This is a genomic window from Enterococcus sp. DIV0755f (assembly GCF_051713725.1).
GTDB classification, from domain to species: Bacteria; Bacillota; Bacilli; order Lactobacillales; family Enterococcaceae; genus Enterococcus_D; species Enterococcus_D casseliflavus.
In genome coordinates this window covers 2,291,700-2,310,609 of record NZ_JBIOQL010000001.1, presented here as the reverse complement: position 1 = coordinate 2,310,609, position 18,910 = coordinate 2,291,700, and the positions used below count along the sequence as shown (strand labels likewise).

General features: G+C 43.1%; 22 protein-coding genes and 1 other annotated feature. Of the genes, 20 read left to right on the top strand and 2 right to left on the bottom strand.

The annotated features are described in order from the left end of the window. Window positions 1-67: 67 nt before the first annotated feature. The 6 genes from IGI73_RS10460 (at window position 68) to IGI73_RS10435 (ending at window position 3,489) form a co-directional block, all read left to right on the top strand. Complete coding sequence (locus tag IGI73_RS10460) at window positions 68-607, top strand: 5-formyltetrahydrofolate cyclo-ligase (protein WP_010749307.1); 540 nt, start codon at window positions 68-70, stop codon at window positions 605-607. Between the two features lie 12 nt (window positions 608-619). After that, entirely contained in the window at window positions 620-1,288 is a 669-nt protein-coding gene (locus IGI73_RS10455) for a rhomboid family intramembrane serine protease (RefSeq protein ID WP_005229393.1), read from the top strand. A gap of 30 nt (window positions 1,289-1,318) precedes the next feature. Then, the gene (locus tag IGI73_RS10450; protein ID WP_005229394.1) at window positions 1,319-1,528 is read left to right on the top strand and encodes a YqgQ family protein; all 210 of its coding nucleotides are present in this window, start codon (window positions 1,319-1,321) and stop codon (window positions 1,526-1,528) included. Next, a complete protein-coding gene (locus tag IGI73_RS10445) occupies window positions 1,528-2,499 on the top strand; it encodes an ROK family glucokinase (protein ID WP_005229395.1) in 972 nt (323 codons plus the stop codon). The genes IGI73_RS10450 and IGI73_RS10445 overlap by 1 nt, the downstream gene beginning before the upstream one ends. An 83-nt stretch (window positions 2,500-2,582) precedes the next feature. After that, window positions 2,583-2,984, top strand: coding sequence for a rhodanese-like domain-containing protein (locus IGI73_RS10440; RefSeq protein WP_005229396.1), 402 nt, complete (start codon window positions 2,583-2,585; stop codon window positions 2,982-2,984). 148 nt (window positions 2,985-3,132) lie between these two features. Continuing rightward, entirely contained in the window at window positions 3,133-3,489 is a 357-nt protein-coding gene (locus tag IGI73_RS10435) for a DUF488 domain-containing protein (RefSeq protein WP_428207081.1), read from the top strand. A gap of 56 nt (window positions 3,490-3,545) precedes the next feature. Here IGI73_RS10435 and IGI73_RS10430 read toward each other — a convergent pair whose 3' ends face one another. Continuing rightward, a complete protein-coding gene (locus tag IGI73_RS10430; protein WP_017144401.1) occupies window positions 3,546-3,713 on the bottom strand; it encodes a DUF3042 family protein in 168 nt (55 codons plus the stop codon). Window positions 3,714-3,863: 150 nt separating this feature from the next. Between IGI73_RS10430 and IGI73_RS10425 the strand changes: the two genes are divergently transcribed. The 10 genes from IGI73_RS10425 (at window position 3,864) to argS (ending at window position 14,801) form a co-directional block, all read left to right on the top strand. Beyond that, window positions 3,864-5,021 (top strand): galactokinase, encoded by a 1,158-nt coding sequence (locus tag IGI73_RS10425; protein ID WP_428207082.1) that lies wholly within the window; start codon window positions 3,864-3,866, stop codon window positions 5,019-5,021. A 41-nt stretch (window positions 5,022-5,062) separates the two neighbouring features. Beyond that, the gene (gene galE, locus IGI73_RS10420) at window positions 5,063-6,061 is read left to right on the top strand and encodes a UDP-glucose 4-epimerase GalE (RefSeq protein WP_005229400.1); all 999 of its coding nucleotides are present in this window, start codon (window positions 5,063-5,065) and stop codon (window positions 6,059-6,061) included. Window positions 6,062-6,064: 3 nt separating this feature from the next. Next, the gene (gene galT, locus IGI73_RS10415) at window positions 6,065-7,549 is read left to right on the top strand and encodes a UDP-glucose--hexose-1-phosphate uridylyltransferase (RefSeq protein ID WP_428207083.1); all 1,485 of its coding nucleotides are present in this window, start codon (window positions 6,065-6,067) and stop codon (window positions 7,547-7,549) included. Window positions 7,550-7,581: 32 nt separating this feature from the next. Beyond that, window positions 7,582-8,562 carry a LacI family DNA-binding transcriptional regulator gene (locus tag IGI73_RS10410; protein WP_005229404.1) on the top strand — a complete coding sequence of 327 codons (981 nt, stop codon included), beginning with the start codon at window positions 7,582-7,584 and terminating at the stop codon, window positions 8,560-8,562. A gap of 265 nt (window positions 8,563-8,827) precedes the next feature. Beyond that, the gene (gene tsaB / locus IGI73_RS10405) at window positions 8,828-9,553 is read left to right on the top strand and encodes a tRNA (adenosine(37)-N6)-threonylcarbamoyltransferase complex dimerization subunit type 1 TsaB (RefSeq protein ID WP_428207084.1); all 726 of its coding nucleotides are present in this window, start codon (window positions 8,828-8,830) and stop codon (window positions 9,551-9,553) included. Further along, window positions 9,537-10,079, top strand: a complete 543-nt coding sequence (gene rimI / locus IGI73_RS10400) for a ribosomal protein S18-alanine N-acetyltransferase (protein WP_438759205.1) — start codon at window positions 9,537-9,539, stop codon at window positions 10,077-10,079. The genes tsaB and rimI (IGI73_RS10400) overlap by 17 nt, the downstream gene beginning before the upstream one ends. Beyond that, complete coding sequence (gene rimI / locus IGI73_RS10395; protein ID WP_005229417.1) at window positions 10,072-10,545, top strand: ribosomal protein S18-alanine N-acetyltransferase; 474 nt, start codon at window positions 10,072-10,074, stop codon at window positions 10,543-10,545. Before rimI (IGI73_RS10400) ends, rimI (IGI73_RS10395) begins: the two co-directional genes overlap by 8 nt. Next, complete coding sequence (gene tsaD, locus IGI73_RS10390; RefSeq protein ID WP_428207085.1) at window positions 10,538-11,557, top strand: tRNA (adenosine(37)-N6)-threonylcarbamoyltransferase complex transferase subunit TsaD; 1,020 nt, start codon at window positions 10,538-10,540, stop codon at window positions 11,555-11,557. The genes rimI (IGI73_RS10395) and tsaD overlap by 8 nt, the downstream gene beginning before the upstream one ends. Window positions 11,558-11,694: 137 nt before the next feature. Continuing rightward, the gene (gene argF / locus IGI73_RS10385) at window positions 11,695-12,708 is read left to right on the top strand and encodes an ornithine carbamoyltransferase (RefSeq protein ID WP_438759204.1); all 1,014 of its coding nucleotides are present in this window, start codon (window positions 11,695-11,697) and stop codon (window positions 12,706-12,708) included. A 79-nt stretch (window positions 12,709-12,787) separates the two neighbouring features. Next, window positions 12,788-12,981 (top strand) — a binding site (T-box leader). A 128-nt stretch (window positions 12,982-13,109) separates the two neighbouring features. Continuing rightward, window positions 13,110-14,801, top strand: coding sequence for an arginine--tRNA ligase (gene argS, locus IGI73_RS10380; protein WP_428207087.1), 1,692 nt, complete (start codon window positions 13,110-13,112; stop codon window positions 14,799-14,801). A gap of 82 nt (window positions 14,802-14,883) precedes the next feature. On the opposite strand, the gene IGI73_RS10375 is transcribed toward argS, so the two are convergent. Then, window positions 14,884-15,354 carry an arginine repressor gene (locus tag IGI73_RS10375; RefSeq protein ID WP_005229424.1) on the bottom strand — a complete coding sequence of 157 codons (471 nt, stop codon included), beginning with the start codon at window positions 15,352-15,354 and terminating at the stop codon, window positions 14,884-14,886. Window positions 15,355-15,656: 302 nt separating this feature from the next. Here IGI73_RS10375 and rpsB point away from each other — a divergent pair, with 302 nt between their 5' ends. The 4 genes from rpsB (at window position 15,657) to frr (ending at window position 18,866) form a co-directional block, all read left to right on the top strand. Next, complete coding sequence (rpsB, locus tag IGI73_RS10370; RefSeq protein ID WP_428207088.1) at window positions 15,657-16,445, top strand: 30S ribosomal protein S2; 789 nt, start codon at window positions 15,657-15,659, stop codon at window positions 16,443-16,445. A gap of 110 nt (window positions 16,446-16,555) precedes the next feature. After that, window positions 16,556-17,437, top strand: a complete 882-nt coding sequence (gene tsf, locus IGI73_RS10365; RefSeq protein ID WP_005229432.1) for a translation elongation factor Ts — start codon at window positions 16,556-16,558, stop codon at window positions 17,435-17,437. A gap of 147 nt (window positions 17,438-17,584) precedes the next feature. Then, entirely contained in the window at window positions 17,585-18,307 is a 723-nt protein-coding gene (pyrH, locus tag IGI73_RS10360; RefSeq protein ID WP_005229433.1) for a UMP kinase, read from the top strand. 1 nt (window position 18,308) lies between these two features. Further along, window positions 18,309-18,866, top strand: a complete 558-nt coding sequence (gene frr / locus IGI73_RS10355; RefSeq protein WP_005229434.1) for a ribosome recycling factor — start codon at window positions 18,309-18,311, stop codon at window positions 18,864-18,866. Window positions 18,867-18,910: the final 44 nt, after the last annotated feature.

The following is an 18,910-nucleotide window of genomic DNA, read 5'->3' as shown; positions in this document are numbered from 1 at the left end:
GAAATCTGCGATTCTAGTTTGCTATTTGGACACAGTTTTTGGTACTATTTCTGAGAGGAGTGATCCAATGGAAAAACCAGTCATTAGAGAGCACATGATCCAAACATTAAAACAAATGCCAATCAAACAAAAGCAGCAGAAAGAAACGCTGATTTTGCAGTTGCTGTTTTCTTCTCAGATTTGGCAAACAGCTGAGTCAGTAGGTGTGATCCGTTCGTTGCCATTTGAATTTGATACAGCGGCTATTTTTGCTAAAGGATTTGAACAAAACAAACGAATCGCAGTGCCGAAAGCACAACAGAAAAAATTGCAGTTTTATCATGTGGAGCCGACAACGCGTTATGAAGCGTCGGCATTTGGAGTTGAAGAGCCGATCAGTGAGCAAGAAGCCCATCACTTGGATTTGCTGATTGTTCCCGGTTTGGCGTTTTCTAAAAACGGCTATCGCATCGGCTTTGGCGGTGGCTATTATGATCGTTTCTTGTCAGCTTTCGATGGCAAGACCGTTTCTTTGGTCTTCGGAGAGCAATTCAACGATCAATGGACACCAGATGTATTCGACATCCCAATCGATAAAATCTATACGGATTCTCTTATTCGCACGTAAAGGAGCACGTCAATGAATTCTCAAATGAAAAGATGGCTGAATCAGCCGGTCTTCACGTATCTGTTTTTAGCTATCCAAACAATTGTGTTTATCTTAGGTTATTTTAGTCCCTCTATTCAATCAGGCGGGGTGATGTTTGGTCCGTTTGTCGTTTATTTAAATGAATATTGGCGTTTCGTTACCCCGATCTTTCTACATTTCGGTTTGGCTCATTTTGCGATCAATTCTGTGATTCTGTATTATATGGGGCAGCAAGTAGAAGCCATCTATGGTCATAGCCGTTTTTTTGCCTTGTATTTGCTAAGCGGCATCATGGGCAATACCATGAGTTTTGCCTTCAACCAAATAGGGGTTCAATCAGCAGGCGCGAGTACTTCTTTATTCGGACTTTTCGGGGCATTTTTGATTTTAGGTTGGCATTTTAGAAATGATTACCGCATCCAAGCAATGGTACGGCAATTTGCCCTATTCGTTGGATTGAACCTGGTTTTTGGGGTGTTTGATCAAACGATCGATATGTGGGGACACATTGGGGGGATCCTCGGTGGGTTATTACTAGGGAATCTTTTGGCATTGCCAAAGAACTACGGAAAATATTCGATACACACCAGAATCCTCTCTGGCGTACTCTTTGTTTTCTTATTGGCTATTTTTGTGATATATGGTTTTAAAAAATATTAATTACTTGTATAATAAGCAGGAAGTGGTTAAATGGAAACGTTATATGACGTACAACAATTACTGAAACAATTTGGTGTTTACGTATATGTCGGCAAGCGGATCTACGATATAGAACTGATGCAAATCGAGCTGAAAAACTTTTATGACAGTCGCTTGATAGATCGGGATGTATATCTGACTGCCCGGCGAATTCTTACGCGGGAGCATCGAATTGAAGAAAGCCGGGAGGAAAACAAGTGATGGACAAAAAAATCATCGGAATTGATTTAGGCGGAACAACGGTGAAATTCGCTATTTTAACGAGCGAAGGCGAGATTCAGCAAAAATGGAGTATTGACACCAATATTCTTGATGAAGGCTCACATATTGTGCCAGAAATCGTGGCATCGATCAATCATCGCCTAGAATTATATGGCTTACAGCCAGAAGCATTTATCGGTATTGGTATGGGGACACCAGGAAGTGTCGATCGTGACAAAGGAACCGTCATCGGTGCCTACAATCTGAACTGGAAAACACTTCAGCCAGTCAAAGAACTGATTGAAAAAGGCACAAAAATCCCCTTTGCCATCGATAACGATGCCAATGTAGCAGCTTTAGGTGAGCGCTGGAAAGGGGCAGGGGATAACAATCCTGATGTCATCTTTATCACACTAGGTACAGGTGTTGGCGGCGGTATCATCATGGAAGGGCAATTGCTTCATGGGGTTGCTGGTTGTGCTGGAGAAATCGGTCATATCACTGTTGATCCTGAAGGGTTTGAATGTACTTGCGGCAAACGTGGTTGTTTAGAAACGGTTTCTAGTGCGACGGGTGTTGTGCGAGTTGCTCGACAGTTGGCAGAAGAATATGCTGGCGATTCGGCATTGAAACAGCAGCTGGACAATGGGGAAGATGTTTCAAGTAAAGATATTTTTGAAGCGGCTCAAGCAAACGATCCATTTGGCTTGATGGTCGTTGATAAAGTGTGCTTCTACCTTGGGTTGGCATGCGGAAACTTAGGAAACACATTAAATCCATCGAGTATCGTTTTAGGTGGAGGCGTATCAGCAGCCGGTGAATTTTTACGTGAACGAGTTGCTGCCTACTTTGCTCAGTTTACCTTCCCACAGGTAACGGAAAGTACCGAAATCAAATTGGCAGAACTTGGGAATGATGCCGGTGTGATCGGGGCAGCATCATTAGCTTTGCAATTTGCAGCAAAAGCTTAGATGCCAAGCTGCTAGGCAATGATACATTCAACCAGCATAAATCAAAAAAAGAATGATTGTTACAATAGAGAGGAATAGAAGAAATGACACCAATTATGTGGCTAAACTTGGTTTTGGGATTAATCATCTTAGCAATCGCTTTGAACTGGGCGTATTTTCAAATCATGGGACGCCGTTCAGCAACGATCATCTCAGAAGATGAATTCAAAGCAGGAATGAAGAAAGCCCAAGTGATCGATGTTCGGGAAAAAAATGAGTTTGACAGTGGACATATTTTAGGGGCGCGTAATATTCCTTTTACTGTTTTGACGAATTCCTTCAGCGCATTTCGTAAAGATCAACCGATCTACTTATATGACACGCGTAAATCGTTGAGTATTCGCGCAGCGAATAAATTACGTAAAGAAGGCTTTACCAATGTCTATATCCTAAAAGAAGGATATGAAGGCTGGAGCGGCAAGACGAAAAAGAAAAATAGTTTATAAAACAGAGAACTCAAGGCAAAAGAACACAAGCAAATTTGAATGAGTGACGAAACACCAAACGGAGTGTTTCAAGTAAGTCATTGTTCAATTTACATTGTGGGCTTTTGCCTTTATTTGAACTTAGGTCTATCAATAAGGAGAGTGTGCGTTGATCAAGCGAAAAAGAATTTATGAAGCGGCGGAAACGATAGATGGCTATCGGGTATTGGTGGATCGCATCTGGCCTAGAGGGATGAAAAAGGAAACAGCTCAGATCGATCTATGGCTCAAAGCAGTCGCACCAAGTACTGAATTGCGCAAATGGTTTGGGCATGATCCTGAACGTTTTGATGCGTTTAAAGACCGCTATCTACAAGAATTAGAGAAAGCGCCCGCAAAAGTTGCCTTGGCACAGTTAAACGCGTTGGTTGCTGAACAAGAGACCGTTACCTTACTATACGGAGCGAAAAATGAAGAACAAAATCAAGCCGTGATTTTGCAGGACTTACTGGAGAAGGAAGAATGATTAACTAAAAGAGCCGCCAGCCTATTGAAGGCTGACGGCTCTTTTGTAGCAAATGATTAACGGGCAACGCTTTTACGCATCGCACGTTTCCGTTTTTCATCATGATCCGCTTGCTGTTCATCAATTGGATCAATCACTTGTTTCTTGACCGTCATAACAACACTTGCAGCTGCAGCAACCGTTGCGACTGTTCCTACTAAAAATCCTGAAAGAAATCGTTTCATCATTAAACACCTCGCCTTTAGTTATAGGTTCATTATGAATGAAAACGGAAAAAATATCAAAAAAAATCACTTTTGGGACTGAAAACGCTTGAAATAATTTAGTAAATATTTTACAATAAGTTTACTAAAAAGAAAGTGGGAGTGAGAGAAATGGAGCAATTGCAACAGATATTTATTGATAAATTTGGAACAGAAGGCACAGGCATGTATTTTGCACCAGGGAGAATCAACTTGATCGGTGAACACACGGATTACAATGGCGGTTATGTTTTCCCGGCGGCGATCACATTAGGGACGTATGCAGTAGCACGAAAACGTGAAGACCAGTTGATCCAACTCTATTCAGAGAACTTTCCAGAAAAAGGCGTGATCTCCTTTTCGTTAGATGAGCTGGATTACCGAAAAGAAGATGATTGGACAAACTATCCGAAAGGAGTCGTTCGTTTCCTAAAAGAAGCGGGGCAAGTGATCGATCGAGGCTTTGACATCGCTTTTTATGGCAACATTCCGAATGGCGCAGGTCTTTCTTCTTCGGCATCGATTGAATTGCTGACGGGGGTTTGTCTAAAAGATCTCTTTGATTTAACCCTGACGACCTTGGACTTAGTTAAAATTGGCAAAAAAGTCGAAAATGAGTTTATTGGCGTTAACTCAGGGATCATGGATCAATTTGCGATCGGAATGGGTCAAAAAGACCATGCACTGCTTTTAGATACGAACACGTTAAATTATGAAGTCGTACCAGCGGCATTTGGCGATTATGTCGTAGCGATCATGAATACCAATAAGCGACGCGAATTGGCTGATTCTAAATACAATGAACGACGTGCAGAATGTGAAGAAGCATTGGCTCGTTTGCAAAAATCATTAGCCATTGATTCATTGGGCGCATTAGACGAAGCAACCTTTTTTGCAAATACAGCATTGATCGATGATCCACGCTTGATCAAACGGGCGAAACATGCGGTGACGGAAAACCAACGGACATTGAAAGCAAAAGTTGCTTTGACTGCTGGTGATCTTGAAGAATTCGGCCAGTTATTAAATGCCTCCCATGCTTCATTGCGAGATGATTATGAAGTGACAGGACATGAACTAGATACACTAGTCGCAGCCGCTCAAGCGCACCCTGCTGTTCTAGGTGCGCGGATGACTGGTGCGGGCTTTGGCGGTTGCGGGATCGCATTGGTCAAAGCAAGTGAATGGGCTGATTTCGAAGCGTCAGTCAAAGCAGCCTATTTAGCAGAAATCGGCTACGCAACCGACATTTATCAAGCAAGTATTGATGATGGTGCACGAAAACTGTAGAATAAGAAACGATGAAGGAATGAAGAAAGAAGGCTGAAAATATGGCGATTTTAGTATTAGGAGGAGCCGGCTATATCGGTTCTCATGCAGTCGATCAATTGATCGAACAAGGAAAACAAGTCGTTGTCGTTGACAATTTGCTGACAGGACATCGCCAAGCGATCCATCCAGCAGCAACCTTTTATGAAGGAGATATTCGCGACAAAGCATTTTTACAATCGGTATTTGAAAAAGAAACGATCGATGGCGTGATTCACTTTGCTGCCAGCTCTTTGGTGGGAGAATCTGTGGAAAAACCATTGAAGTATTTCAACAATAATGTGTATGGGATGCAGGTCCTCTTAGAAGTGATGAAGGAACATCAAGTGAAACATATCGTCTTTTCCTCTACAGCAGCAACTTATGGGGAACCTGACCATAGTCCAATCACGGAAGAAACCCCAACAAATCCTAAAAATCCATATGGCGAAAGCAAGTTGATCATGGAAAAAATGATGCGTTGGTGCGATGAAGCTTATGGAATGAAGTATGTCGCATTGCGTTATTTCAATGTGGCTGGCGCGAAGTCGGATGCTTCGATTGGTGAAGACCATGATCCAGAAACACACTTAGTACCGATCATCTTGCAAGCTGCTTTAGGACAACGTAAAGAGGTAGCGATTTTTGGGGAGGATTACGATACTCCAGATGGTACTTGTGTTCGCGATTATGTCCATGTCGAAGATCTGATCGCTGCTCACCTGTTGGCATTAGAATATTTACAAAAAGGCAATGAGAGCAATGTCTTCAATTTAGGCAGCAATCATGGGTACTCTGTGAAAGAAATGGTGGAAGCTGCTCGCAATGTAACGAAAAAAGAGATCCCAGCCAGAGTGGCGCCTCGCCGTGCCGGTGATCCAAGTACCTTAGTGGCATCGAGTGAAAAAGCACGAAAGGTTTTAGGCTGGAAACCAGTCTATACCGACGTCGAAGCAATCATCGAGACTGCTTGGAATTGGCATGTCAGCCATCCAAATGGGTATCAAGGGCAGGAGGAATAACCAATGACGATCAGCCAAACAATCAGCGATTTCGTCACTTTAGCAATCAAGGCTGGCGGCTGGATGGAAATGGATCGTATTTATTTGCAAAACCGAGTACTAGCCATGATCGGGGAAGCTGTTTTTGAGCCCAGCGAAATTCGTTCTGTCGATCGGTCCTCCACTGATTTGATGGACGAGCTGGTGGCATGCGCTTTAAGCAATCAGCAAATTGGCGATTCTCACGCAGAAAGAGAAATCTTTGAAGCCCAGTTGATGGACTTTTTGACGCCACCGCCTTCAGTAGTCAATGCTTTTTTTGCGCAGCATTATGCCAATGATCCTAAAGAAGCGACGGATTATTTCTTTGAGCTGTGCCGTCAAAATGATTACATCAAGACTCGGGCCATCGCAAAGAATATCGTGTTCCCAGTTGATACCGAATATGGGGAGATCGAGATCACGATCAATTTATCAAAACCTGAAAAAGATCCCAAGCAAATAGCGAAAGAAGGAGCTGCTGCTTCTGTAGATTATCCGAAATGTCTGTTGTGTTTGGAAAATGAAGGCTACCAAGGACGAGTCAATTATCCAGCGCGGACCAACCATCGGATCATCCGTATGAATTTGGATAATGAAGCATGGGGCTTTCAATATTCGCCCTATGCCTACTACAATGAGCATTCGATTTTTCTCTCTTTAGACCATCGTCCTATGAAAATCAATTTGCAAACCTTCGCTCGCTTGTTGCAGATCATTGAAGTGATGCCGCATTATTTTGTCGGGTCCAATGCCGATCTGCCGATCGTTGGGGGTTCGATCTTGTCTCATGACCATTATCAAGGAGGACGGCACACGTTTGCCATGGCAAAAGCGCCGATCGAGCAACGCTTTTCTTTAACTGGTTTTCCTGATGTCGCTGCGGGGATCGTGAAGTGGCCAATGTCGGTGATACGACTACAAGCGAAAAACAAACAAAAATTAGCCGCTGCTTGCCAATATGTGTTAGCCCAATGGCAACAGTACTCAGATCCAAGTGTTTCGATCAATGCCTTTTCAGAAGATGGAACGCCTCATCATACGGTGACACCGATCGCACGCAAGCAAGGAGAGCTGTTTGAAATGGACTTAGTCTTGCGAGATAATAATGTTTCCAAAGAACATCCTGACGGCATTTTTCATCCGCATCAAGAAGTGCAGCATATCAAAAAAGAAAATATCGGATTGATTGAAGTCATGGGCTTGGCAGTTCTCCCGCCGCGTTTAGCTCCGGAACTAGAAGAAGTGACTGCTTATCTATTGGATCAGCCCAATCAAATCGCGGCATACCATATTCCTTGGGCAGATGCGATCAAAGCCCAGCACCCAGAATGCAATGCCGAAAACGTGTCGCAGATTTTACGTAATGCATTAGGGGAAGTCTTTACACAAGTATTGACGCATGCAGGCGTCTTCAAGCGAGACCAGACAGGGCAAGCGGCCTTTGCTCGCTTTATAGCTACTTTATAAAAAAGTTCCCCGCAAAAAAAGGAGGCTGGAAGATGGCAACGATCAAAGATATTGCACAACAGGCTGGCGTCTCGCCAGCCACTGTATCACGGGTGCTGAATTACGATTCAGAATTATCGGTCAGTTCTGAAACCAAAGAGAAAATTTTTAAAGCCGCAGAAGCACTCAATTACACAAAACATAAAAAAAAGAGTCAGCCAGAAACCAGTAGTATGCGCTTGATCCAATGGTTTGATACCGAGGAAGAATTAGCAGATCTTTACTATTTAGCGATCCGTATCGGGATTGAAAACAAAACCGAAGAATTAGGGATTCGTTTGCTGAAAGAACCCTACGAAGGATTGACTGATACCGCAGTCGATGGAACGATTGCACTAGGGAAATTTGATGATCACCAGATTCGACAATTGAAAAAAAGCCAAGCCAATTTGTTGATGGTCGATTTTGACGCATTGGCTCAGGGCGTCAACTCTCTGGTGGTGGACTTTCAACAAGCGGTGGATTTAGTGATCGATGACTTTATTGCAAAAGGCCACCAAAGGATCGGCTTGTTATCAGGTGTTGAGTTTACCAAGGATCATCACCAAGAAATCGAAGACCCTCGGCGCCGAATTTTTGAGGAACGGCTCCGTCGGTTGAAGCTGCACCACCCACAATATCATCTCAGCGCACCGTTTACAGTAGAGGGCGGTTATGAGGCGATGAAAGAGTATTTGCAGCAAAACAAAGAGTTGCCAAGTGCTTTATTTGCTTCCAGTGATGCCTTAGCGATTGGCGCTATGCGTGCTTTGCAAGAAAAAAACATCAAGATTCCTGAGGAGATCGCAATTATCGGCTTCAACGATGTCAGTGTTGCAAAGTACGTCTTTCCGACGCTGTCAACCATCAAAGTTCATACGGAATGGCTGGGGGAGCTGGCAGTGACGACCTTGCTGGATATCATTACGAATGCAGCCCCCGTTCCTCGCAAAGTTACGATCGCAACGGAACTGATCACGCGCCAATCCTCCTAGCAACCAGTTGAATCACCGAAGGATGTCGTTACACACGTCAACTGAGTTTTAATGGAATAACAAAAAAAATGACTATCGTCTTACCCGAACCTTTAAACAGCCTCGTCGGTTTGCAGCTGCAGCCGTGCTTGCTTTTTTCAAAGGTTCGGGTATTGTTGTCCTATTGCTTTTTTTCTAAACGCAGGCATCTTTTTGGAGACTTGGTTGGGCATTTGATTAGAATATGGTAGAATATGAGAGAGTTTTTTGAATGGGGAGAAGATAGATGAAAACATTAGCGATTGATACCTCAAAGCAGACACTGGCGGTTGCGGTGGTCGATGGTCAAGAAGTGTTGGGACAAAGCCAGACGATGGCGATCAAAAACCACAGCACAGCATTGATGCCTGCCATTGATGGATTGATGCAAGCGGTGGGGATGGCACCTAAAGAGCTGGAGCAAATCGTTGTTGCGAAAGGTCCTGGTTCGTATACAGGTTTGCGAATCGGCGTCACAACAGCAAAAACGCTGGCGCAAACATTGAACATCCCGCTGATTGGTGTTTCTAGTTTGAAAGCAGTCGCTGCCAATTGTGTGGGCGTATCGCAAGTGATCGTGCCGTTGTTTGACGCTCGCCGTCAAAATGTCTACGCAGGTGCCTACCAATGGCATAATGGGACCTTAGAAACAAGGATCAAAGACCAGCATATCTCACTGTCTGAATTATTGACCCAGTTAAAAGCAGTCGATGGTCAAGAAGTGCTATTTGTCGGCGCCGATACCATCAAATTTAAAGACATGATCGAGGCGGAACTGCCGACAGCCCATATCAATCAAGTGTCGTTATGGAATTACCCGAATGGCGTTGTTTTAGCTGCTATTGCGAAAGAAGAAGCGCCGGTCGCTTCGATCCATGATTTTGTACCAGACTATTTAAAATTAGTTGAAGCCGAAGAAAAATGGTTAGCCTCGCATGAACCGGGAGTGGATGCCTATGTTGAAAAAATTTAAAACGATGACGGGAAAGCTGGCTCTTTTCCGTCAGATTCAATACCCAGAGCGTAAAAAAGAGATACGAGGGGAAACGTACGTTGTTCGTGAATTAGTCGGAGATGACATTAAAGAGCTGCTGCAGGTGGAGCGTCTCGTGTATGCTGGGGAACTGCCTTGGACCAAGAGCGCCTTTTTGTCAGAACTTTATTCACAGGTCAAACATCTTTATTTGGGCATCTTGCATAATGAGCGGATGATTGGGTTTATCGGGGTGCGGATTTTAGGCGCTGATGCCCATATCACCAATATCGCGATCATTCCTGATTATCAAGGAAAAGGGATCGGTTCTTTCTTGCTAGGAGAAATCGAACGTTATGCGAGGAAAAACAAATGTGACCGTTTGACATTAGAAGTTCGCCTGGGCAATCGTGATGCGCAACGTTTGTATCGGACCCTCGGGTTTGTTTCACAGGCGATCAAAACGGCGTACTACACCGAAGGCAATGAAGACGCATTGGATATGGTGAAATTTTTAAATGACTAACGAACAAGCAGATCAAACGATCCCGACACCGCAAATGCTCTGGTCATTGGCAGATCAGAGCTATCCCTTTGGCTCGCCTTGGAATGTGCAGCAATTTCAACAAGATTTGCAAAACAGCAACAGTCGCTATTTGTTCCGTTATGGAAAAACCAATCAAGAGCTGATTGGGTTTCTCTGTTTTCAGCAAGTGCTGGATGAAGCAGAGCTGTTTAATGTAGCGGTTTTACCAGCGTATCAAGGTCGAGGTTTGGCGAAAGAATTGTTGAAGCAAATGGAATCGCTCGTGGAACAAACCGATGGTCGGCGCATCTATCTTGAAGTGCGTGTGTCGAATTTGCAAGCACAAGCTCTTTATTTACGTATGGGTTATACAGTCATCGGTCGTAGAAAAAAATATTACAGTCATCCAGAAGAGGATGCGTTGATTATGGAAAAGAAAGTAGGCGGACAAAAATCAAATGAATGAATTGATTTTAGCCATTGAAAGCAGTTGTGATGAAACCAGTGTGGCAGTGATTAAAGACGGCGACACTATTTTAAGTAACATTGTTGCTTCGCAGATCAAGAGCCACCAGCGCTTCGGCGGTGTCGTACCAGAAGTCGCTAGTCGTCACCATGTCGAACAGATTACTTTATGTATCGAAGAAGCATTGACACAGGCCGACACCCAACCTGAAGAGTTGTCAGCTGTTGCTGTTACCTATGGTCCAGGGTTGGTTGGGGCACTGTTGATTGGGCTGTCTGCAGCAAAAGCCTTTGCCTGGGCCCACAGCTTACCGCTGATTCCGGTCAATCACATGGCAGGACATATTTATGCAGCTCGCCTAGTGAAGCCATTGGTTTTTCCTTTAATGGCGTTATTGGTCAGTGGTGGCCACACCGAATTGGTGTATATGGCAGAAGATGGCTCTTTTGAGATCATCGGTGAAACGAGAGATGATGCCGCTGGTGAAGCCTATGACAAAGTCGGTCGTGTTCTAGGTTTGCCTTATCCTAGTGGGAAAGAAATTGATCGCCTTGCGCATCTAGGCAGTGATACGTATCACTTTCCTCGAGCAATGATACAAGAAGATAATTTTGATTTTAGTTTCAGCGGCTTAAAGAGTTCCTTTATCAATTTTGTGCATAATGCACAGCAAAGAGAGGAAGCTTTGTCAGTAGAAAATCTAGCAGCTAGTTTCCAAGCCAGCGTTGTCGAAGTATTGGTTCACAAAACGTTGCGGGCATGCCAAGCTTATCCTGTAAACCAGCTGATCGTTGCTGGGGGAGTCGCGGCGAATCAAGGCTTGCGTGACGCTTTACAAAAAGCGATGCAGGAATTGCCGGAAGTGGAATTGTTGATTCCACCGTTGCGTCTTTGCGGAGATAATGCGGCCATGATTGGAGCTTATGCCCATGTTGCGTTGAAAAAGCAGCGCTTAGCAGATCTTTCATTGAATGCTGATCCAAGTGTCAGCTTTGCCCATACGATTTCTTAAGATGATTGCACCTAAGATCCGTTCTTAGGTGTTTTTTTTTGGTTTCTTTATGAGCAAATAGAAGATTTTGTTGTATTTTATTTCATCATTTGATATTATAATGTATAATTATTAGTTAATTGAAGGGCGGGTATGCAATGACATCGGTTTTTAAAGGACGCAGTTTTTTAGCAGAAAAGGATTTTACAAAAGAAGAACTACAATATTTGATTGATTTTTCCCAGCACTTGAAAGGGATGAAGGCCAACAATCAACCACATCGTTATTTAGATGGCAAAAACATTGCACTTTTGTTTGAAAAGAATTCGACACGGACGCGAGCAGCCTTTACGGTTGCAGCGGTGGATCTGGGGGCACATCCGGAATTTTTAGGGGCCAATGATATTCAGTTGGGGTCTAAAGAATCCGTTGAAGATACCGCCAAAGTATTCGGCCGCATGTTTGACGGGATCGAGTTTCGCGGTTTTAGTCAGCAGGTTGTCGAAGATCTGGCCAACTATTCAGGCGTACCTGTTTGGAATGGCTTAACGGATGAATGGCATCCAACGCAAATGATTGCTGACTTTTTAACCATTCAAGAAAACTTCGGTGAGCTGACTGGCTTGACCATCGCATACTGTGGGGATGGGCGCAACAATGTCGCTAATTCTTTATTAGTGACCAGTGCGATTTTAGGGGTCAATATTCATGTCGTCACTCCGAAAGTCTTGCAGCCAGAAGCAACCATCATCGCACAGGCACAAGCCTATGCCAAGCAATCGGGCGCAAAGATTTTGGTGACTGATGATGTGGATCAAGGTGTTCTAGGCGCTGATGTCGTGTATACCGATGTTTGGGTATCAATGGGTGAAGAAGAAAAATTCCAAGAGCGGATCGAACAGCTGCTGCCGTATCAAGTCAACCAATCGTTGATGAAAAAAACACAAAACGATCAAGTGATTTTTATGCATTGTTTGCCAGCATTTCATGATGATCAGACCACGTATGGCAAAAAAGCAGCGCAGGCGTATGGAATTTCTGAGATGGAAGTCACTGATGAGGTCTTTCGCAGTAAGTATGCCCGTCAATTTGATCAAGCCGAAAATCGTTTGCACTCAATCAAAGCGATCATGGCAGTGACTGCTGGAGATCTATTTATTCCTAGAGTATAAAATAATTTTTTTTGAAAATGCCAAAATCTCGCTAGCCAAACAAACATTTCTTTGCTATACTTTCTGGGAAGTAAATAGCCTTGATTTGATGAAACAAGAGAAGTAGCGATTCGAGTATCAGTTAGCGAGTTCGGGGTGGTGGAAGCCGAATTGATCAGATTGTGAAACGCACTTGTGAGAATTTGCCAAGCAAACGGAATTCTGCCGTTATCAGAAAAAAGTAGGTCCGAAAAGGACAATCAGAGTGGTACCGCGGGAAATCTCGTCTCTAGTGCATGTTATGCGCTAGAGGCTTTTTTTGTTTTTATCAATCATTTCTTGCATGAAAAACATACAGCTGTCTGCTTGCTTCAAACAACTTTTCATCAAAACATGGGCTCAGTCATTATAGGAGGGATACTATGAATAACAAAGAAATCGTCGCACAAGCCATCCATCAAGTAGTAAAAGAAGATCTATCGATCGAACAAGTTCAGCAATTACTGGAAAATCCAAAGTCAGCTGACCATGGGGATGTGGCATTCCCAGCCTTCTCGCTAGCAAAAGTCTATCGGAAAGCGCCGCAGCAAATTGCCGCAGACTTAGCAGAAAAAATCGATCAAGCGTCTTTTGAAAAAATTGAAGTGGTCGGTCCATATTTAAACTTCTTTATGGATAAAAAAGCAATCTCTGCCCACGTCTTAGAGATGGTTATCAAAGAAAAAAATCATTTTGGCGATCAAACCATCGGCAATCAGCAAGCAGTACCGATCGATATGTCTTCACCAAATATTGCCAAACCCATCTCAATGGGGCATTTGCGTTCCACTGTGATCGGTAACTCGATCGGCTTTATTTTAGAAAAAATCGGTTACCAGCCAATTCGCATCAACCATTTAGGCGACTGGGGCACACAATTTGGGAAATTGATCGTGGCCTATAAAAAATGGGGGTCAGAAGAAGCGGTCAAAGCGGAACCAATCAACGAACTGTTGCGTTTGTATGTTGATTTTCATGAAGCTGCCGAGACAGATAAACAATTAGAAGATGATGCGAGAGCTTGGTTCAAGAAACTAGAAGATGGTGACCAAGAAGCAATGGATTTATGGCAATGGTTCCGTGATGAATCATTAAAAGAATTCAATAAAATCTATGATATGTTGGAAGTTTCCTTTGATTCATTGAATGGCGAAGCTTTCTATAATGATAAAATGACAGAAGTCGTGGAATTATTAGAGGAAAAACACTTGCTGAAAGAAGACCAAGGGGCAGAAATCGTTGATTTGGCTGCGTATGACTTAAATCCAGCCTTGATCCGCAAATCCGATGGTGCGACTCTTTACATCACACGGGACATGGCCGCAGCGCTGTACCGCAAACGGACCTACAATTTTGCCAAATCATTGTACGTGGTAGGAAATGAGCAAAGTTATCACTTCAAGCAATTAAAAGCTGTTTTGAAGGAAATGGGCTTTGAGTGGGCAGATGATATGACCCACGTACCATTTGGATTGATCACCAAAGATGGGAAAAAATTATCTACGAGAAAAGGGAAGATCGTTCTTTTAGAAGAAGTATTGAATGAAGCGATCGATTCGGCGAAAGAACAAATCACTGAAAAGAACCCAACCCTTGAAAACAAAGAAGCAGTTGCAAAACAAGTCGGTGTCGGGGCAGTCGTTTTCCACGACTTGAAAAATGACCGTTTGAATAATTTCGACTTTACGCTAGAAGAAGTTGTCCGTTTTGAAGGAGAGACCGGACCCTATGTGCAATATTCTCATGCCCGTGCCATGAGCATTCTTGAAAAAGCCGACTTTGATCCTGCTGCTGTCAGCAGTCTGTCATTGGCAGATACTGAGAGCTGGGAAGTCATCAAATTGATTCAGCGCTACCCAGAAACCGTGCTGCAAGCAGCAGAAAAATATGAACCATCCGTCATTGCTAAACATGCCATCAAATTGGCACAGGCCTTTAATAAGTATTACGCCAATGTGAAAATCTTAGCTGAAGATGCGGAAAAAGACGCACGTCTGGCTCTAGTTTATGCAGTAACGACCTTATTAAAAGAAGATTTACGGTTGCTTGGTTTACATGCACCCGACAAAATGTAACAAAAAAAGCTGCGTCCTTGTTTCGACAAGGACACAGCTTTTTTGTAGTAAAAATACAGATAGGTCACATTTGTTCGGTGTCTTATAAGACCGCGTGGTTTCTGATAAATTGATAAAAAGTTTCAGCATCTTCGTCGCTGCGGGAAATCACCGCTACTGTATCAAAGCCCGCCAACGAGCAAACTTTTTCTGGCATAGTCACTTCATCGATCGCAGCCGAAAGCAAAGGCGCATTGTCCGCAACGGTATGGATCAACGTCATAAATTGCACACGATCTACTTTAGTGACAACGTCTTCGATCATCTGTATCAAACGCTGCTCTTCTTCTTTTTCATCTTCTGACGATTGCATTCCTTGAAAAATGACAAACTTCGTCTGACCTGTTTCATCGGGCACTTTCACGATTTTCAAATCACGAATATCGCGAGAGATGGTCGCTTGCGTGGCGGAGACGCCTTGGGCTTCCAATTGCTGCAATAATTCTTCTTGCGTGCGTACAGTATGTTCAGTAATGATTTGTCTAATAAGTAAATGGCGATCAGCTTTTCGCATAGGTAAACTCCTTTAAGCATGATTGATTAAGTCAGCCTTATCATAGCAGATAAAGCCGAAAAAACCTAGATATAATAAGAAAAGAATTAGAACGTTAAAAAAAAGCTGGACCACGAATCGTAGTTTTTCATTTGAATCAGTTGCATTTCTTTTTTAGCTACTGTATACTGTTTAAGGCGTGAGTTTTTCACGTCAATCCCACATCTTGTTCCATCTGCGAAGCGGTGCTGATCGATTCAGTTCTTCAAGGAGTAAAAGAGCAAGAGAGGAAAACAAAAAAACCAAATTGGAGGAAACACAACATGGCAGTAATCTCAATGAAACAATTACTAGAAGCCGGCGTACACTTTGGTCACCAAACTCGTCGCTGGAACCCAAAAATGAAGAAATATATCTTCACAGAAAGAAACGGCATCTACATCATTGATTTGCAAAAAACAGTGAAATTAGTAGACGCAGCTTACGACTACATGAAAAATGTTGCTGAAGAAGGCGGCGTTGCATTGTTCGTAGGTACTAAAAAACAAGCACAAGAAGCAATCAAAGAAGAAGCAATCCGTTCAGGTCAATACTATGTTAACCATCGTTGGTTAGGTGGAACTTTGACAAACTGGGAAACAATCCAAAAACGTGTTGCTCGTTTGAAACAAATCAACAAAATGGAAGAAGATGGCACATTTGCTGTTCTTCCTAAAAAAGAAGTCGTTGGCTTGAACAAAGAGCGCGAACGTCTTGAAAAATTCTTAGGCGGTATCGCTGATATGCCAAAAATTCCAGATGTAATGTACGTTGTTGACCCACGTAAAGAACGTATCGCGATCCAAGAAGCACGCAAATTAAATATCCCGATCGTAGCTATGGTCGATACAAACTGTGATCCAGACGAAATCGATGTTGTTATCCCATCAAATGATGACGCTATTCGTGCCGTTAAATTGATCACTGCGAAAATGGCAGATGCTTTCATCGAAGGTAACCAAGGCGAAGACCAAGTAGCAGAAGAAGATTTTGCTGCTGAATCAACAGAAAACGCAACTTCAATCGAAGAAATCGTTGATGTTGTCGAAGGCGACAACGCATCAGCTGAATAATAAATGATGGAGCTGTTTCAAAGGCTAGGCGCCAAGCCTCACTCTCCTTTGAAACAGCTTTTTTTAAAGACAAGCAATCTTGTTTAAAAACATTTAGGAGGAAACAAAAAATGGCAGAAGTAACAGCTAAATTAGTAAAAGAATTACGCGATATGACTGGTGTAGGAATGATGGACGCAAAACGTGCATTAGTTGAAGTAGAAGGCGACATCGAAAAAGCCGTAGACTTATTACGTGAAAAAGGTATGGCAAAAGCTGCGAAGAAAAACGACCGTATTGCTGCTGAAGGTTTAGCATCTGTAGCGATCAACGGCAACACAGCAGCAATCGTTGAAGTGAACTCAGAAACTGACTTCGTTTCTAAAAACGAAATGTTCCAAGACTTAGTAAAAGAAATCGCTGAAGTAATCGCAGCAAACAAACCAGCTGATATGGATGCTGCTTTAAAATTAGAAACTTCTAAAGGCACAATGGATGCTGCGTTGATCGAAGCAACACAAGTAATCGGAGAAAAAATCAGCTTCCGTCGTTTTGAAGTTGTTGAAAAAGATGACAATGCTGCTTTCGGCGGTTACCTACACATGGGCGGACGTATTGCTGTATTGACTGTTCTTGAAGGAACAACTGACGAATCAGTTGCGAAAGATGTTGCAATGCACGTTGCAGCGATCAACCCTCGCTACGTGAACGAAGCACAAATCTCTCAAGAAGAATTGGATCATGAAAAACAAGTCTTGACAGAACAAGCATTGAACGAAGGCAAACCAGCGAACATCGTTGAAAAAATGGTTGAAGGACGCTTGAAGAAATTTAAAGCAGAAATCGCTTTGGTTGACCAACCATTCGTTAAAGACCCAGATATGACAGTTGAAAAATACGTTGCATCAAAAGGCGCAACTGTGAAATCTTTTGTCCGCTTTGAAGTCGGCGAAGGTATCGAAAAACGCGAAGACAACTTCGTTGAAGAAGTAATGAGCCAAGTGAAAAAATAATTCTGTTCCTCGAACAGATGGGAACGCATGGAAGTGCGCTCCCTTTTTTTAAGCAAAAACGGTTTTTGAAGAAATAGTGTAGATAATTTTCAACGAAAGAGCACCAATATGCTACAATAGTATTGGAGAATGTACGGAGGAATCATGATGGGCAAACCAAAATATCAACGTGTTGTATTAAAATTAAGTGGTGAAGCATTAGCGGGTGACGAAGGCTTTGGGATCAAACCACCGACGATCCAAGAGATCGTTAAAGAGATCAAGGAAGTCCACGAATTAGGCGTACAGATGGCGATCGTGGTCGGCGGCGGAAACATTTGGCGTGGACAAATCGGCGCGCAAATGGGGATGGAAAGAGCACAAGCTGATTACATGGGCATGTTAGCGACTGTGATGAATGCTTTAGCATTACAAGACACGCTAGAAAATGCTGGTGTACCAACGCGTGTCCAAACTTCGATCGAAATGCGTCAAATCGCAGAGCCTTATATTCGTCGCAGAGCAGAACGTCACTTAGAAAAAGGGCGGGTCGTCATTTTTGCAGGCGGAACCGGAAACCCTTATTTCTCAACTGATACGACCGCAGCCTTACGGGCAGCTGAAATCAACGCTGATGTCATTTTGATGGCGAAAAACAATGTTGATGGCGTCTACTCAGCAGATCCTAAAACGGACCAAAGTGCTGTGAAATTTGAAGAATTGACCCATTTAGAAGTCATTTCTAAAGGATTGCAAGTAATGGATTCAACCGCAAGTTCATTAAGTATGGACAACGATATTCCATTAGTCGTATTCAACTTGAATGAGCATGGAAACATTCGCCGCGCCATTTTAGGTGAACATATTGGAACGACAGTAAGGGGGAAATAACATGGCTGACAAAATTTTAACAGAAGCAAAAGACAAAATGAAAAAAGCAGCAGAAAACTTGCAGCGGGAATTAGGACAAATCCGTGCTGGCCGCGCGAATGCGAGCATCTTAGACCGCGTAATGGTTACTTACTATGGTGTACCAACACCCTTGAACCAAATGGCTTCAATTACGATTCCAGAAGCAAGAATTTTGATGATCACACCTTTTGACAAAACAATGATCCAAGAAGTAGAAAAAGCTATCATGCAAAGTGATATTGGTATCACGCCTGCCAATGACGGAACAGTCATTCGTTTGGTGATTCCTCAATTAACGGAAGAACGTCGTAAAGAATTAGCCAAAGACGTGAAAAAAGAAGCTGAAAATGCGAAAATAGCGGTCCGTAACATTCGCCGTGATGCGATGGAAGCTTACAAGAAACAAGAAAAAGCTGGCGATATTACAGAAGATGATTTGCGTGAATCTGAAAAAGAAGTGCAAACTGCTACAGATAACAGCATCAAAGAAATCGATGCGATCGCAGCTGAAAAAGAGCAAGAGCTACTTGAGGTTTAAAAGGAATGACGAAGAGTCGCTTCAGCGGCTCTTTTTTTATGGTC